Source organism: Roseateles sp. L2-2 (assembly GCF_050613215.1).
GTDB lineage: Bacteria > Pseudomonadota > Gammaproteobacteria > Burkholderiales > Burkholderiaceae_C > Roseateles > Roseateles noduli.
This window is the reverse complement of record NZ_CP192509.1, coordinates 221,392-237,255: the sequence shown is the minus strand read 5'-3', so window position 1 is coordinate 237,255 and position 15,864 is coordinate 221,392. Positions and strand designations below refer to the sequence as shown.

Sequence of the window (15,864 nt, the reverse complement as noted above, 5' to 3'; positions counted from 1 at the left end):
CGCGTCTCAGCGCTTGAGCGCCTTCGTCACGGCCGCCGGCCGCTGCAGGTGCTTGAAGCGCTCGAACAGCCAGCAGCGCATGCCCATCACCAGCGTGAACTGACGCTTCTCCTCGTCGGGCAGCTTCTGGTCGAGCAGGTGCTGGCGCGCGAAGTCCTCGGCGACCCGCTGCAGCCGGTCGCGCAGCTCGCGCGCCATGCCCGGGCTGAGCTGGCCGTGGACCAGCATCAGCAGTTCCGCGTCGTTGTCGAAGCCGCCGGCGAAGAAGTCCTGCATGACGTTCTCGCGGAAGAAGGCCATGACCGGGCCCTGCGGCCGCCAGCGGAAGGTCTTCGCGACCTGCAGCCGGTAGCGGTTCAGCGGTCGCAGCTCGATGATGCCCAGCCGGTCCAGCTGCGCCAGCGCGCGTGTCACGTCCGGTTCGCTCATCCGGTAGGTCGCGACGATCTGCTCGAAGCTCCACTGGCTCAGGCAGCAGATGGCGGTCAGCAGCAGCTTCTCGTCGGCGACGACCTCGCGCTCCTGCTGCAGCGTCAGCTCGCTTCGCAGCGACGTCGACCGGGCCAGACGCTGCGACAGCTCGGCGAAATCGGTCTTCAACACGCGGCAGATCTCGTCGATGCGCGACAGCGGCATCTCGCCGCCCGCCGCGAACATGCGCTTCACGCTGGACTCGGACAGGTCCAGCGCCGTCGCCAGCTGCGCGTAGCTGATGCCGGACTGCTTCAGCTCGGCCTTGATGAGATCGATGAGGGATTGCGTGCTCGCCATGGGGGCGGACGTTAGCGCAAGTCGGTGGCGGGAACCCATGACCGGTAGCGGTATTCGAGACCGGCCGGCCCGCGACGCGATACCGACGCAAGCGAAGCGCGCCGGCGACGACCCGGCTCACGACGATCGCGTCCGTTCCAACTTCCACGGGCGCCGACCATGCTCCGCCGACGTCATCTCCTGTGCTGCGGCGCCGCCGCGGCGGCCGGTCTCTTCAGCGCGCTCGCGGCCGACGCCGCCGGCCCGTTGCGCAATCCCTGCGGTCATGCCGCGCTGCCGATTCCCGGCGTCGATCCGCAGTGGCTCGAACGCATCTGGGACGGCATCGATCCCTCGCAGCTCTGGGACGTCCACGCCCACCTGATCGGCACCGGCGATTCGGGATCGGGCTGCTGGATCGCGCCGTCGCTGTCGCAGTGGTGGCATCCGGTCGAGTTCGCCCGCAAGCACGCGATCCTCAATGGCGCCTGTGTCGATCCGCGCTCCGTCGCTTCGGGTGACATCGACCGCGCCTATGTCCGGCGCCTCACTGCGCTGGCCGACGCCTTCCCGACGGGCGCGCGCTGGCTGCTCTTCGCCTTCGACGAGGCGGTGGATGCCGCCGGCCATCGGCGCCCCGACTGGACGACCTTCCACGTCCCCGATGCCTACGCCCGCGCGGTCGCCGCTGAACGCCCCGATCGCTTCGGCTGGGTGGCCAGCATCCATCCGAACCGGGAGGACGCGCTGGAACGCCTGGAGCGGGCGATCACCGGCGGCGCGCTTGCGATCAAGTGGCTGCCGAGCAGCATGGCCATCGACCTGCGCGACGCGCGCCTGCGGCCGTTCTACGACCGACTCGCGGCCGCGCGACTGCCGCTGATCGTCCATTGCGGGGAAGAACACGCCGTCCCCGGCGCGGACCGGCAGGACCTCGGCAACCCGCTGCTGCTGCGCGAGCCGCTGCGCCACGGCGTGCGCGTGATCGCGGCGCACTGCGCGTCGCTGGGGCTGGCGATGGACCTGGACCTCCCCCGGCCCCGGCCCGCGCCGGCCTTCGACCTCTTCGCCCGCCTGATGGACGAGCCGGCTTGGCGCGGTCTGCTGCTCGGCGATGTCTCCGCGATGTTCCAGTTCAATCGCCGCCCCGAGGTCTGGCGCACCGTGCTGCGACGCCAGGACTGGCACGACCGGCTGTTGCACGGTTCCGACTACCCCCTGCCGGGCGTGCTGCCGCTGGTCCGTCTGCCCCAGCTCGTCCGCGCGGGCGTGCTGGACGAAGCGCACGTCGCTCCTTTGGGGGCATTGCGCAACCACCACCCGCTGATGTTTGATCTCGCCCTCAAGCGCTTCGCCCGGTGGCAGGGAGACGCGCTGAGCGCGCCGGTCTTCGCGACCGCCCGGCACTTTCCCGTTCCAGCGGCGTGACTGATTCCCTGAATGCGGGACTGAGCCGTACGAACGGGCCTCGGACCGAGCGGTAGCACCGATCGATACCCGGACAGGCGGCGGGCGATACTCGCCGCAAATCAGCAAGGGGAACCGGGCCGGCGCGACGACAGTTGCGCCATCGCCACCGGCAACCCCCCGACGGGGCGACGACCCCGGCAACCACAACCGGTCCTGAACGACCGGATTCCAGGAGGAACGTAGACATGACCACCCCGCACATCCGCATCCAGCGCGACACCAAAGCCTGGCGTTATCAGGTGTGGATCTCCTTCGGCATCAGCGTCGCGCTCTGCGCGATCGGCCTGGCCTGGCTGCCGGGCGCCGACCTGGACCGCGCCTTCATGGTCATGGGCTACGTGTTCTGCCTGTCCACCGCCTTCGCGCTGTCCAAGTACATCCGTGACAACCAGGGCGCCCGCGCCGACACGCCGATGTGGGGCATCGTGGTCTGGAGCGGCTTCGCGCTGGCGATGGCGCTCACCGGCTGGGGCCTGTGGCGCATGGAGATCCAGCCGGTCTGGAAGGCCTACCTGCTGGTCTGCTGGTTCTACCTGATCTCCAACGTCTTCACCCTGGCCAAGATGCTGCGCGACGCCCACGAGGCCGATCTGGCCGAAGCCCGTCAGCAAGGCCGCCGCGAAGCCCTGCGCGAGACCGCGCCGACCGTGTCGGCCGCCGCTCAATGAACGCCCTTGCTGACCTCGTCACCGATCTCCGTCCCATCTCTCCGACCGCAAGGAGCCTTCCCATGCGTCCCCGTTCGACCTTCCGCCCCCTGCTCTCTCTCCTGACCGCCGCCGCCCTCGCCTTCGGTTCGACCGGCGCGGCCCGGGCCCACGGCCCGAGCGACGCCAGCGCCGCGCTGTCGGCCGTCCCGGTCGCCATCTCGGTCGTCGCGCCTTCCGCGGTGCTGTCCGGCGGCGCGGCCTTGGTGGTCGTCGCGGTCGAGAGCACCGCCCGCGGCACCGTCTGGGTGCTGGAACGCGCCTCCGACGGCGTGCGCATCAGCGTGGAGTTCTCCGGCAAGGTGGCGGTCGGCGCATCGAACGCCATCGGCACGGCCATCGTCGTCACGGCGATCAGCACCGGCTTCGTCCTGTCCGCGGCGAGCGAGGCGGTCGCCTTCATCCCGAACGAGATCGGCGCCTCGCTGCTCCACAACGAGCGCATCACCGACAAGGACCGCGTGTCGCGATGAGCAGCCGTCCGGCCATGAAGACGACCATGGCGACCGCCGTGCTGGCGGCGACCCTGGTGGGAACGCTGGCCGCGGGTCCGGCCTGGGCTGGCCGCCCGTGCGAGAACGCCAAGCCCACCGTCGACCAGATCAAGCGCGGCATGGCCCTCGCGCAGGCCACCGCCGCCGCGCTGGATCGCAGCGGCGCCGACGTCGTGCTGCTGGCCCGTGCGGGACAGGATCTCAGCGAGTACGGACTGCGCTGGTCGCACGTGGGTTTCGTCTATCGCGACACCATCGGCGGCGGCGGCGACGCCAAGCCCGTCTGGCGCGTGGTGCACAAGCTCAACCAGTGCGGCACGGCGCAGGCCGACCTGTACCGGCAAGGCCTGGGGGAGTTCTTCCTGGACAACCCGCACCGCTACGAGGCGGCGTTCTCGGTGCTCCAGCCCGAGCTCCAGCAGGCCCTGCTGCCGGTGCTGCGCGAGAACGCCCGCGCGGCGGCGCTGCACACGCCGGACTACAACATGGTGGCCTACCCGTGGTCGCGCCAGTACCAGCAGAGCAACCAGTGGGCGCTCGAAACGCTGGCGACCGCCGCCGCGCCGCGCGAGGTGCTCAATCGCGCGCAGGCGCAGGACTGGCTCAAGCGCCAGGGCTACCAGCCGTCCGACCTGCGCCTGTCGACCGCCAAGCGGTTGGGCGCGCGCATCGGCATGGCCAACGTCGCCTTCGACGATCATCCGTCCGCGAAGCGTTTCGCGGGTCACATCGAAACCACGACGGCCGACACCGTCTTCACCTGGCTCACGCGCAGCGGTTACGGCCAGGCGCCGCAGAGCGTGAAGGCCTCGCCCTGAGGGGTCCTCGCGGACCCTGACGCGGCCGATTCCGGACCTTGAGCCCTCCCTCCCCGACTTCCACAGCGAGCCCTCCCATGAGCGACTCTTCCCACACCAGCCAGTTCGCGTTGCTGAGCCAGCGCCGGTTCGCGCCCTTCTTCTGGACGCAGTTCCTCGGCGCGGGCAACGACAACCTGTTCAAGTTCGCCTTCACGGTGCTGGTGACCTACCAGCTCAACGTGAGCTGGCTGCCGCCGACGCAGGCGGGGCTGGCCATCGGCGCGCTGTTCATCCTGCCGTTCGTGCTGTTCTCGGCCACCAGCGGCCAGCTCGCCGACAAGTACGACAAGGCGCGGCTGATGCGCTTCGTCAAGTCGCTCGAGATCGTCATCATGGCGCTGGCCGCCTACGGCTTCTACGCCGTCAACGTGCCGGTGCTGCTGGGCTGCGTGTTCCTGATGGGGCTGCACTCCACGCTGTTCGGGCCGGTGAAATACGCCTACCTGCCGCAGCACCTGAACGATCACGAGATCACCGGCGGCAACGGCATGGTCGAGATGGGGACCTTCGTCTCCATCCTGCTGGGCAACCTGGCGGGCGGCCTGCTGGTCGCCACGCCGATCGTCGGGCCGCAGCACGTGGCGATCGCCTGCGTGGTGGTGGCGCTGCTGGGCCGCGCGACGGCGCAGGCGATTCCGGCCAGTCCGTCGACCGTTCCGGACCTGGTCATCAACTGGAACCCGGTCTCCGAGACCTGGCGCAACCTGAAGCTGGCGCACGGCCAGCTGGCGGTGTTCCGCTCGCTGCTGGGCATCTCCTGGATGTGGTTCTTCGGTGCGGTGTTCCTGGCCAACTTCCCGTCGTTCGCGAAGGAAGTGCTGCACGGCAACGAGCAGGTCGCGTCGCTGCTGCTGATGGTGTTCTCGGTGGGCATCGGCGTCGGCTCGCTGCTGTGCGAGGTGCTGTCGCGCCGTCAGGTCGAGATCGGCCTGGTGCCGCTGGGCGCCATCGGCATGAGCGTCTTCGCGATCGACCTGTACTTCGCCTCGCGCGGGCTGCCGCCGTCGGCGCCGCTGAGCGTGGGCGCCTTCCTGGCCAACCATGCGCACTGGCGCGTGCTGGCCGACCTGGGCCTGCTGGCGCTCTTCGCCGGCCTGTACAGCGTGCCGATGTACGCGCTGATCCAGATGCGGGCGCAGCCGTCGCACCGCGCGCGGATCATCGCGGCGAACAACATCCTCAACGCGCTCTTCATGATCGCCAGCTCCATCCTGGCGGGCGCGCTGCTGGGCGCCGGGCTGACGATCCCGCAGCTGTTCCTGGTGGTCGGCATCGCCAACGCCGTGGTGGCGTTCTACATCTTCCTGGTGGTGCCGGAATACCTGCTGCGCTTCTTCGCCTTCGTGCTGTCGCGCCTGATCTACCGCTTCCGGGTCACCGGCGACCAGCACATCCCGACGCAGGGCGCGGCGGTGCTGGTCTGCAACCACGTGAGCTTCGTCGACGCGGTCCTGCTGATGGCCGCGAGCCCGCGGCCGATCCGTTTCCTGATGGACCACCGCATCTTCCGGGTGCCGGTGCTGGGCTGGATGTTCAAGCTGGCCAAGGCGATCCCGATCGCGCCGCAGAAGGAAGACGCGGCGACCTACGATGCGGCCTTCGCCGCCGCGCAGGCGGTGCTGGACGACGGCGAGCTGGTGGGCATCTTCCCGGAGGGCGGTCTGACGCGCGACGGTTCGCTGCAGGCCTTCAAGGGCGGCGTGATGAAGCTGGTGGAAGGTCGTCCTGACATCCCGGTGGTGCCGATGGCGCTGCAGAACCTGTGGGGCTCGTTCTTCTCGCGCGTCGAGCAGGGGCAGGCGATGGTGCGGCCGTTCCGACGCGGGCTGTTCAGTCGCGTGGGGTTGGCGGCCTCGGCGCCTATCCCGGCGAAGGACGTGACGCCGGACCTGCTGCGAGAGCGTGTGGCGGCGTTGCTCGGTCCGCAGGACACCGCAGCGGCGCAACCGGTGAAGGCGTGAGCTGACCTGATCCGGTAGCAAGCAGGAAGGCCTCCGGAAGGAGGCCTTCTGCGTTTCCGGCTTGCGGACAGTCCTTCCGCCGCCGTCAGCGGCAGCTCGCCGACGCGATCTTGAAGTCGCTGTTCTTCGAGCGCTTGTAGGTCACCTCGCAGCTGGAGTAACCGTCGAGCGAGCGCGCCAACTCGACGCGTGTTCGGAAGTAGCTGCAGACAGCGAAGCCGCCGGACATGCCTTGCAGGTTCCAGCGCTGCATGCGCGTCGCGCCGCCCTTGCCGTCCTTGCGCTCTTCTTCCTTGTCGTAGATCTCACCATTGGGCGAGCCGACAGGACCGCCATTCACGGCGAAATTGGTCAGATCGTGCTGCGTGCGCTCGCTGCCAGCGGTCGTCGCAGACCAGCCAGCCGGCGCGGACGCGAGCGACTGATTCGTCAGCGGAATCTGGACGGGACAGCTGAAAGGCTCAGGGTTCGGATCGGCGGATACCGTTCCGACGCTGGCCGACAGCATCGCGGCAACGAGTTGGAGTCGGAACGGCGTGTCAATGCGCATGATGGGGCGGGAGTCTAGGTGGCGGTGGCATCGACATCCGCTGACCATGGTCATCCCGCTCGACCGTCAAGCGCTGCGGGTGCCTCGCCGCATCAACCGCCTGATCCTCAACTTGATCGCCCTCGCCGACCGCCACACCGCGCTTGTGCGTACCCAGACGAGCAGGCCTTCCTTCCACACGGTCCAGCGGCCGTAGAGCCGCGCGAACCAGGGCAGGCTCATCAGCGCGGGCTGCGTCAGCGCGAAGATCCGCGCCACCACCGCCGTGCCGACGACCTTCGCGAGCACGATGACGCTGAGGCCCAACCCGGGCCGCCCGATGCCGATGAGCCACAGCGCCAGCAGCTTGATCGGCAGCAGCAGCAGGCCGGGCAGGAAGAACACCACCAGCGCCAGATACGGCGGAAGACGCCTCACGACGGCTTCCAGCTGGCGCAGCACCGGCAGGCGGCCAATGGCGGCCATCGCGCGCTGGAGCGGTTCCCAGCCCCATTCCTCGAAGAGGATGACGACGGCCAGGACCACGCGGATCAACCAGCGGATGGGCGCGAAGAGCAACTTCAGCATCACGCCATCTTTGCACGGCCCACCTTAGGGCCCTCTGAAGTCAGACCCCGCGCGCCCGATCCGCCGCGAACCGCTGCCGGAAACCTTCGAAGTCGCCGGCGTCCAGCGACTCGCGAACTTCCTTCATCAGGTTGAGGTAGTAGTGCAGGTTGTGCACGCTCGTCAGCATGGGGCCCAGCATCTCGCCGCAGCGGTCCAGGTGATGCAGGTAGGCGCGGCTGAAGTTCTGGCAGCAGTAGCAGGTGCAGGTCTCGTCCACCGGCTTCTCGTCCGACTTGTAGCGCGCGTTGCGCAGCCGCAGGTCGCCGAAGCGGGTGAACATGTGGCCGTTGCGCGCGTTGCGCGTCGGCATGACGCAGTCGAACATGTCCACGCCCTGGCGCACGCCTTCGACCAGGTCTTCCGGCGTGCCCACGCCCATCAGGTAGCGCGGCTTGTCCGCCGGCAGCTGATGCGCGATGTGATCGAGGATGCGCAGCATGTCCGCCTTGGGCTCGCCCACCGACAGCCCGCCGATCGCATAGCCCGGCAGGTCCAGGTCCTTCAGCCCCGCCAGCGACACGTCGCGCAGGTTCTCGAACATCCCGCCCTGCACGATGCCGAACAGCGCATTCGGGTTTTGCAGCTTGGTGAACTCGTCCTGGCAGCGCTTGGCCCAGCGCAGGCTCATCTCCATCGACAGCCGCGCTTCCTTCTCCGTCGTCAGCTGGCCCTTGGACTCATAGGGCGTGCATTCATCGAACTGCATGACGATGTCGCTGTTGAGCACCGTCTGGATCTGCATCGAGATCTCCGGCGTCAGGAACAGCTTGTCGCCGTTCACCGGGGACGCGAACTTGACGCCCTCCTCGGTGATCTTGCGCATCTCCCCCAGCGACCAGACCTGGAAGCCGCCCGAGTCCGTCAGGATCGGCTTGTTCCAGCTCTCGAAGCGGTGCAGTCCGCCGAACTGCTTCATGATGTCCAGGCCCGGACGCATCCACAGGTGGAAGGTGTTGCCCAGGATGATCTGCGCGCCCATCTCTTCCAGCGAGCGCGGCATCACCCCCTTCACGGTGCCGTAGGTGCCCACCGGCATGAAGATGGGCGTCTGCACGACGCCGTGGTTGAGCGTCATGACGCCGCGTCGCGCGCGGCCTTCGGTCTTGAGCAGTTCGAACTTCAGCATGGCCGCGATTATCGGCCCCCGTTCGACGGGAGGCGCGCCCCCTCCGCCCCGGGGAGCGACGTAGACTCCCGCCCATGTGGGAGCGGAGACTCCCGGGAGAAGCATGTTGAGGTCCTGGATCGCCGCCTTCGTCGCGACGGCCGCCTGCGCCATCGCGCCGGCGTCGGCGCTCGCCTGCGGGCCGTACACGGTCGGCCTGTACGAATACAGCGGGCTGTACTACCGCGATGAGCAAGGCCGCTGGGCCGGCATCGACAAGGACGTCGTCGACGAGGTGGCCCGGCGCAGCGGCTGCAAGCTCATCGCCATCACCGAATCGCGCGTGCGCATCTGGGCGCGGCTCGCCTCCGGCCAGATGGACATGACGGTCTCCGCGCTGATGACCAAGGAGCGCGAGCTGCTCGTCGAGTTCATCCCCTACATCGAGTCCAAGCAGTTCGTGGTGATGCGCCCGGCGCTGGCGGCCTCCAGCGGAACGCCGGCGGCCTTCCTCGCCGACAAGCGCCGCCGCGTGATCGTCGTGCGCGGCTACGTCTTCACGCCGACGGTGGAATCGTGGCTCACCAGCCTGCGCATCCAGGGTCGCGTCGACGAAGCGCCCGACCAGCCCACCGCGATCCGCATCTTCAAGGCCGGCCGCGGCGACGCGGTCGTGCTGGGCGCGCACAGCCTGGCCCTGGCACGTCGCGCGGATCCGGTGTTCGCCGGATTCACCGCGCTGTCCTTCGCGCCGAACGAGCGCAGCATCGGCGCGCTGGCGCTGTCCCGGGAACGCATCCCGCAGGCCGATCGCGACCTGATGCGCCATGCGGTCGAGGACATGCTCAAGGACGGCACCATCGACGGCTACAAGCACCGGCATCTGGGCGACGTGTCCGAGACGCCCTAGCAGCGGACGGCAGCGGACGACGAAGCCCGGCGCCGGGCCGCGACAATCGCGCCCATGCCCCACAGCCTCGCCGCGCCGGTCCACGCCGAACTGATCATCAAGAAGAGCCGCTTCATCGGCTGCGTGGAATCGGTGCCCGATCGGGCGGCGGCGCTGGCGCGGGTCGAGCAGCTGCGCGCCCAACACCCCGGCGCCGCCCACGTCTGCTGGGCGCTGATGGCGGGCGGCCAGTCCGCCGCCAACGACGACGGCGAGCCCGGCGGCACCGCCGGCCGGCCGATGCTGGAGGTGCTGCGGCACCAGGACCTGGAGGGCGTGCTGGCGACGGTGGTGCGCTACTTCGGCGGCGTGAAGCTGGGCGCGGGCGGACTGGTGCGCGCCTACACCGACGCGGTCGCGCAGGCGCTCCTCAAGGCCGACAAGGTGCCGGTGATCCGGCTGCGGACGCTGCGCTGCACCCTGCCCTATGCGCAGGAGGGCCTGCTGCGCCGGGAGGCCGAGAAGGCCGGGGCCCAACTGGTGGACGTGGCGCATGGGGCACTGGTCGAGGTGACGCTGCGCTTGCCGGAGGGCGCCGCCGACGCCTTCATCGCGCTGCTCAAGGAGTCCGGGCAAGGGCGGATCGGCTGGCTCAAGCCGGACGACTGAATCTCAGGTCCGCAGCGCCCCGCCGACGTGTCTCGCCCATCCGCGAAGCCTCGCCGCCCTCCGCAGCCTAGAATCGCCGGCTGTTTTCCCCACTACCGCGCGAGACTGCCCGTGGCCGCAACCATCCTCCAAAAGATTCCCGCCGGCGAGCGCGTCGGCATCGCCTTCTCGGGCGGCCTGGATACCAGCGCCGCGGTGCACTGGATGCGCGGCAAGGGCGCCGTCCCCTGCGCCTACACCGCCAACCTCGGCCAGCCCGACGAGAGCGACTACGACGAGATCCCCCGCAAGGCCAAAGCCTACGGCGCCGAGATCGCCCGCCTGGTCGACTGCCGCGCGCAACTGGTCGCCGAAGGCATCGCCGCCCTGCAGTGCGGCGCCTTCCACATCAAGAGCGGCGGCGCCACCTACTTCAACACCACCCCGCTGGGCCGCGCCGTGACCGGCACCGCCCTGGTCGTCGCCATGCGCGACGACGGCGTGAACATCTGGGGCGACGGCTCGACCTTCAAGGGCAACGACATCGAGCGCTTCTACCGCTACGGCCTGCTGGCCAACCCGGCGCTGAAGATCTACAAGCCCTGGCTGGACCAGACCTTCATCGACGAACTCGGCGGCCGCAAGGAGATGAGCGAATACCTCATCGCCAACGGCTTCGACTACAAGATGAGCGTGGAGAAGGCCTATTCGACCGACTCCAACATGCTGGGCGCCACCCACGAGGCCAAGGACCTGGAGTTCCTGAACCAGGGCATGAACATCGTCAACCCGATCATGGGCGTGGCCTTCTGGAAGGACGACGTCGTCATCAAGGCGGAGACGGTGTCGGTGCGCTTCGAGGAAGGCGTGCCCGTCGCGATCAACGGCCGGACCTTCCCCGACCTGGTCGAGCTGTTCATGGAAGCCAACCGCGTCGGCGGCCGCCACGGCCTGGGCATGTGCGACCAGATCGAGAACCGCATCATCGAGGCCAAGTCCCGCGGCATCTACGAGGCCCCCGGGATGGCGCTGCTGCACATCGCCTACGAGCGCCTGGTGACCGGCATCCACAACGAGGACACCATCGAGCAGTACCGCATGAACGGCATGAAGCTGGGCCGTCTGCTGTACCAGGGCCGCTGGTTCGACCCGCAGTGCCTGATGCTGCGCGAGACCGCCCAGCGCTGGGTGGCCCGCGCCATCACCGGCGAAGTGACGCTGGAGCTGCGCCGCGGCAACGACTACACCATCCTGGACACCGTCAGCCCCAACCTGACCTACGCGCCGGAACGCCTGTCGATGGAGAAGGTCGAGGACGCCCCGTTCACGCCGGCCGACCGCATCGGCCAGCTGACGATGCGCAACCTGGACATCGCCGACACGCGCGACAAGCTCGGCGTCTACAGCCGCTCCGGCCTGCTGGGCAAGCACTCGGAAGGCTCGATCCCGCTGCTGACCGGCGGGGACGAGTAAGCCCCGAGGTTCCCCGCAAAAGCCGCCCTCAGGGGCGGCTTTTTCGTTGGCGCCGGACAGTCCGCGCACCTCCACTGAGACAGCCTGTCTGCTGTGGAGTCTCCATGTCTCGTTCTACTCTTGCCGGCGCGGTGTTCGCCTTGGCCACCACCCTCGGCGCACCTGTATTCGCTGTCTCTGAACCAAGCCCTGAGGCTCGCTCCAAGCAAAGCCGCGAAAGTGCGTTTCGGATGTTCGAGACTGCGTTCCCCTACCTCCCACCCCACTTGGTTGACCCCTATCGACGATGGATGGCCGCCGAGCGCGCGAAGATCGGCACCAGCGCGACCTCGCACCTGAGTCTGATCGGGCGCCATTCCTCAGAGTTCGAATGGATCGATTACACGGCGCTCGGCGTCCGGCATTGGTTGTCGGAAACGCCTGAAGGACACGTCATGTGCTACTCGTCAGGCGGGAAGTGTGTCGACGTGAGACCGGGCCAGTCCGCGCCTCCCGAGGCACCCATGGAAACCGCGGGCGCGGTATGCACCGAAGCGCAGTACAACACCCCGGGCAGCTGGTGCCGGCTGCCCAAGATCGAGGAGCGACACACCCATCTGACAGTGGAGCCGCAGACTGCGAATTGGCGCGACATCATGACCAACCCTTGGTCGGCCGACGACGAGCCCGCCGTGGTGGTGCGCCTCAAGATGCCGGAAGGTCGGTCGCTGACCTTGTTGTCGAATGTGGCGTTCGATCGAACCATCCTTTTCGGAGGCCGATGGCTTTCGAGCGCGCCGTTGGGTTTCGAGTTCGGATCAAAGCCGCGCGTGCACCTGGGCACCAACGCCTTCTCCACGGAAGGCCACTGGAGGGCGCCTCGCACGGATGGCATCGTCACGGCCGCGATGAAGGTCACAGCCGGTGGCAATGCGTGCTTCTTCGTCGCATCCGACCACACTCGGCACGAGGGGCATTTCTTTGCCTCCGACACGCTGATCGGAAACACCCTGCCACTCTTCGACGCAGATGACCGACCCATCAAGATCAGCGCCAGCGCCTCCCCGACGCCGCAGGTGCCGACAGGCTCGCTCATCGCCTGGTACGCCAATCCAGGAGACGATCTCAAGATCGAGGAACTCCTGCTGGTGACGGCCCGCCGTGTCCCAGACGCAGGCGGTCCGCGCGGTGGAAAACGCAAGCTCTCCTACGCGCAGGGCTGCGACAGCCGGTTGTCGCCCCCGTTCAACTGATCGTCCATTGATCGATCGATGAAAAAAGCCGCTGATCGCTCAGCGGCTTCTTGTTTTCGTCACAGGGCCGACGAGGCCCCGATGCGGCAGATCAGCCGCGGCGGCGGCGGGCGATGAAGCCCAGCGCACCCAGGCCGGCCAGCATCAGCGCGTAGGTGTGCGGTTCCGGCACGGCCGGCGCGATCGCGGCGTTGACGTTGGAGCTCAGGAACTCCGCGCGCACGCCGGTGAAGTTGTAGGTCTGGTCGACCGTGTCGGTCACGATGAACTGCAGCGTGTTGCGGCCGGCGAGGAAGCCGCTGGACGCCGAGAACGAGGTCCAGTCCGCGTAGCCGCGCTGGCCGGAGATCGTCGAGATCGCCACGCCGTTGAGCAGCAGCACGCCGTTGTTGTCCGCCGCCCAGTGGCCGCTGAACGAGGCGCTGCTGGCGTCGTAACCCGTCAGGTCGAAGTTCAGCGTCCAGGTGAAGGTGGAGCTGCTGGTCGGGCTGTAGTTGGTGTTCTGGTCGGCACCCGGGATCAGCCACGACGAGGAGGTCGTGTTGGGCAGCCAGCTCGGGAACGGGTCCGCGTTGCCGTTGCTCACCACGCCGAAACCGGACAGGCCCGCGGCGTTGCCGGTGGCCGTGTACTTGTAGTTGGTGTCGGTGCTGCCGGTCGTCAGTCCGGCGCCGGTGTTCACCAGGCCCCCGATGGAAGCGGCGGCAGCCAGCCCGCTGAACAGCGTGGCGGCGGCGGCGATCGTGGTGCGTGCGAACAGCGTCATGGTGGATCCCGGACAGAGGTAGGTCTTGTGGCCTCGATTGTCCCTAAACCTAGGGAGACGCGGCCCCCCGTGGGCGCGGGGGGACACCACAGTCCGAAAGAGGGGTCGGGTGTTGCTCCCGCTGTCATTTCGCGCCAGAACGGCGCGTTTTCGCATCGGATGGGCGCATCGCGCCCGTTTTCCGCTCAAGCCGCACCGTCTTCGGGCGTGGGGTCGGCGGCCGGCCGGATCGATGTCGACGGCGTCGCAAGCGGCTCGATCCGCGGCAGGTGGCCCAGCTTGTCGGGATTGCGCTGCACATAGATCGCGCTGATCCGCCCCGCCTCCGGCGCGGGCCGCAGCGCGACGGTCTGGATCGGCTCCCCGGTGGCGCCGTAGACGACGAAACCCGGCAGTCCGTTGACGCGTGCCGGCCGGATGCGCCAGTCGCGGCTGGACGGCATCTTCACGAAACCGACGAAGGTGCGCGCCACCAGCGCCCCGCCCTCGAGGGTCCGCACCGCCGACACCTTCCCGCCGCCATCGGCCAGCAGCACGACGTCGTCGGTCAGCACCTTGGCCAAGGCGTCGACGTCGAAGGACTGCAGCGCGCCCATGAAGGCCTGGAACAGGCGCTGGCGTTCCTCGTCCTCGACCTCGTGGCGCGCGTAGTCGGCCTTGACGTGCTGCCGCGCGCGGCTCGCCAGCTGCCGGCAGGCCGCGGCGCTGCGGTCCAGCCGGCGCGCGATCTCGTCGAAATCCAGTTCGAAGACCTCGTGCAGCAGGAAGGCAGCGCGTTCGAGCGGCGACAAGCGCTCCAGCGTCAGCATGAACGCCACCGACACGTCCTGCGCGAACTCCGCCTGCGTCTCCGGGCTGGGCGACCATTCCCGGGATTCATCGACCAGGGGCTCGGGCAGCCAGGTGCCGACGTACTGCTCCCGCCGCACCGCCGCCGACTGCAGCCGGTCCAGGCAAAGGTTGGTCACCAGGCGCGACAGAAAGGCGCCCGAATGGCGCACGGTCGATTCGTCGACGTCCGCCCAGCGCAACCAGGCGTCCTGGACGATGTCCTCGGCCTCCGCCCGCGAACCCAGCATCCGGTAGGCCAGCGCACGCAGCGACCGCGCGTGGTCGCGGTCGTAGCGCAACGCGCGCGCGGCTGGCGCGGGGTCGAGGGCCGGAGCGCCGGCGGGCGTAGTGTCGGGAGCGGTGTCGGGAGCGGTGTCGGGAGCGGTGTCGGTCATGGCGCGTCGTCCGGAGTCGTCTTGCCCACAAGACGACGCAGCCTACTCCGATGTGACAACGCGCCCGTCGTTCAGCGCCCCGCGCGCTCCAGCAGCATGGCGTCGCCGTAGCTGAAGAAGCGGTAGCGCTGCTCGATCGCGTGGCGGTAGAGCGCCATGATGGGCTCGTAGCCGGCGAAGGCCGACACCAGCATCATCAGCGTGCTCTTGGGCAGGTGGAAGTTGGTCACCAGCCGGTCCACGACCTGGAAGTCGAAACCCGGCGTGATGAAGATGTCGGTCTCGCGCGCGCCGGCCTTCAGCCCGCCGCCCAGCGCTGCCGACTCCAGCGCGCGCAGCGTCGTCGTGCCCACGGCCGTGACCTTGCCGCCCGCGGCGCGGCAGCGCGCGATCGCGTCGACGGTGCCGGCGGTGACCTGGAACCACTCGCTGTGCATCTTGTGCTCGGCCAGCGATTCGACGCGGACCGGCTGGAAGGTGCCCGCGCCCACGTGCAGCGTCACGTGCGCCGTACCGACACCGCGTTCGGCCAGACGCGCCAGGAGCGCTTCATCGAAGTGCAGCGCCGCCGTCGGCGCGGCCACCGCGCCGGGCTCGCGCGCGAAGACGGTCTGGTAGCGCCGCACGTCGTCGGCCGAATCGCCGTGCTCGATGTAGGGCGGCAGCGGCACATGGCCGTGCTGCTCCAGCAGCTCGAACGGATCCCCGGACAGGCGCAGGTGGAAGAGCCCGTCGTCCGGCCCGCAGCGGCCGAGGACCTCCGCGTCGAACGCGTCGGCGAAGCGCACCACCGCGCCGGCCTTGGGGCTCTTGCTGGCGCGCATGTGGGCCCAGACCTCGCGCGTGCCGGGCAGCACGCGTTCGACCAGGGCCTCGACGGCGCCGCCGCTGGCCTTGGCGCCGTACAGGCGCGCCTTGATGACCTTGGTGTCGTTGAACACCAGCAGGTCTCCCGGGTTGAGCAGGTCGGGCAGCTCGCGGAAGACGCGGTCGACGGGCGGATCGGACCGGCCGTCGAGCAGGCGCGAGGCGCTGCGTTCGGCGGCGGGATGCTGGGCGATGAGGTCGGGAGGCAGAGCGAAATCGAAATCGCTCACCGAGAAGGTACGGGACATGGGGACGAT

Annotated in this window: 16 protein-coding genes; 9 read left to right on the top strand and 7 right to left on the bottom strand. The window is 68.8% G+C overall.

Annotated features, from left to right (window positions below; genetic code table 11):
* Positions 1-6: 6 nt before the first annotated feature.
* The gene (locus ACQZ13_RS01140) at positions 7-771 is read right to left on the bottom strand and encodes a helix-turn-helix domain-containing protein (RefSeq protein WP_431049456.1); all 765 of its coding nucleotides are present in this window, start codon (positions 769-771) and stop codon (positions 7-9) included.
* 159 nt (positions 772-930) lie between these two features.
* Here ACQZ13_RS01140 and ACQZ13_RS01135 point away from each other — a divergent pair, with 159 nt between their 5' ends.
* The 5 genes from ACQZ13_RS01135 (at position 931) to ACQZ13_RS01115 (ending at position 6,242) form a co-directional block, all read left to right on the top strand.
* Positions 931-2,178, top strand: coding sequence for an amidohydrolase family protein (locus tag ACQZ13_RS01135; RefSeq protein ID WP_431049455.1), 1,248 nt, complete (start codon positions 931-933; stop codon positions 2,176-2,178).
* A 227-nt stretch (positions 2,179-2,405) separates the two neighbouring features.
* The gene (locus ACQZ13_RS01130) at positions 2,406-2,888 is read left to right on the top strand and encodes a YiaA/YiaB family inner membrane protein (RefSeq protein WP_431049454.1); all 483 of its coding nucleotides are present in this window, start codon (positions 2,406-2,408) and stop codon (positions 2,886-2,888) included.
* A gap of 62 nt (positions 2,889-2,950) precedes the next feature.
* Positions 2,951-3,400 (top strand): hypothetical protein, encoded by a 450-nt coding sequence (locus tag ACQZ13_RS01125; RefSeq protein WP_431049453.1) that lies wholly within the window; start codon positions 2,951-2,953, stop codon positions 3,398-3,400.
* Positions 3,401-3,414: 14 nt separating this feature from the next.
* Complete coding sequence (locus tag ACQZ13_RS01120; protein ID WP_431049452.1) at positions 3,415-4,239, top strand: DUF2145 domain-containing protein; 825 nt, start codon at positions 3,415-3,417, stop codon at positions 4,237-4,239.
* Between the two features lie 77 nt (positions 4,240-4,316).
* A complete protein-coding gene (locus tag ACQZ13_RS01115; protein ID WP_431049451.1) occupies positions 4,317-6,242 on the top strand; it encodes an MFS transporter in 1,926 nt (641 codons plus the stop codon).
* Between the two features lie 85 nt (positions 6,243-6,327).
* Here the strand turns inward: ACQZ13_RS01115 and ACQZ13_RS01110 are convergent, their stop codons facing one another.
* The 3 genes from ACQZ13_RS01110 to tgt form a co-directional block, all read right to left on the bottom strand.
* Positions 6,328-6,792 (bottom strand): STY0301 family protein, encoded by a 465-nt coding sequence (locus ACQZ13_RS01110; protein ID WP_431049450.1) that lies wholly within the window; start codon positions 6,790-6,792, stop codon positions 6,328-6,330.
* Between the two features lie 66 nt (positions 6,793-6,858).
* Positions 6,859-7,359: a hypothetical protein gene (locus tag ACQZ13_RS01105; protein ID WP_431049449.1), complete on the bottom strand. Its 501-nt coding sequence runs from the start codon at positions 7,357-7,359 to the stop codon at positions 6,859-6,861.
* A gap of 40 nt (positions 7,360-7,399) precedes the next feature.
* The gene (tgt, locus tag ACQZ13_RS01100; RefSeq protein ID WP_088407979.1) at positions 7,400-8,527 is read right to left on the bottom strand and encodes a tRNA guanosine(34) transglycosylase Tgt; all 1,128 of its coding nucleotides are present in this window, start codon (positions 8,525-8,527) and stop codon (positions 7,400-7,402) included.
* 103 nt (positions 8,528-8,630) lie between these two features.
* Between tgt and ACQZ13_RS01095 the strand changes: the two genes are divergently transcribed.
* From ACQZ13_RS01095 to ACQZ13_RS01080, 4 genes are all read left to right on the top strand, one after another.
* Complete coding sequence (locus tag ACQZ13_RS01095) at positions 8,631-9,416, top strand: substrate-binding periplasmic protein (RefSeq protein WP_431049448.1); 786 nt, start codon at positions 8,631-8,633, stop codon at positions 9,414-9,416.
* A 54-nt stretch (positions 9,417-9,470) separates the two neighbouring features.
* Positions 9,471-10,064 (top strand): IMPACT family protein, encoded by a 594-nt coding sequence (locus tag ACQZ13_RS01090; protein WP_431049447.1) that lies wholly within the window; start codon positions 9,471-9,473, stop codon positions 10,062-10,064.
* A 111-nt stretch (positions 10,065-10,175) separates the two neighbouring features.
* A complete protein-coding gene (gene argG / locus ACQZ13_RS01085) occupies positions 10,176-11,516 on the top strand; it encodes an argininosuccinate synthase (protein ID WP_088407981.1) in 1,341 nt (446 codons plus the stop codon).
* 104 nt (positions 11,517-11,620) lie between these two features.
* Positions 11,621-12,748: a hypothetical protein gene (locus ACQZ13_RS01080; protein WP_431049446.1), complete on the top strand. Its 1,128-nt coding sequence runs from the start codon at positions 11,621-11,623 to the stop codon at positions 12,746-12,748.
* 91 nt (positions 12,749-12,839) lie between these two features.
* On the opposite strand, the gene ACQZ13_RS01075 is transcribed toward ACQZ13_RS01080, so the two are convergent.
* The 3 genes from ACQZ13_RS01075 to queA all read right to left on the bottom strand — a co-directional run bounded on the left by ACQZ13_RS01075 (position 12,840) and on the right by queA (position 15,855).
* Entirely contained in the window at positions 12,840-13,514 is a 675-nt protein-coding gene (locus tag ACQZ13_RS01075) for a PEP-CTERM sorting domain-containing protein (protein ID WP_431049445.1), read from the bottom strand.
* Between the two features lie 185 nt (positions 13,515-13,699).
* Complete coding sequence (sigJ, locus tag ACQZ13_RS01070; protein ID WP_431049444.1) at positions 13,700-14,740, bottom strand: RNA polymerase sigma factor SigJ; 1,041 nt, start codon at positions 14,738-14,740, stop codon at positions 13,700-13,702.
* A gap of 71 nt (positions 14,741-14,811) precedes the next feature.
* Entirely contained in the window at positions 14,812-15,855 is a 1,044-nt protein-coding gene (queA, locus tag ACQZ13_RS01065; protein WP_431049443.1) for a tRNA preQ1(34) S-adenosylmethionine ribosyltransferase-isomerase QueA, read from the bottom strand.
* Between the last annotated feature and the right edge of the window lie 9 nt (positions 15,856-15,864).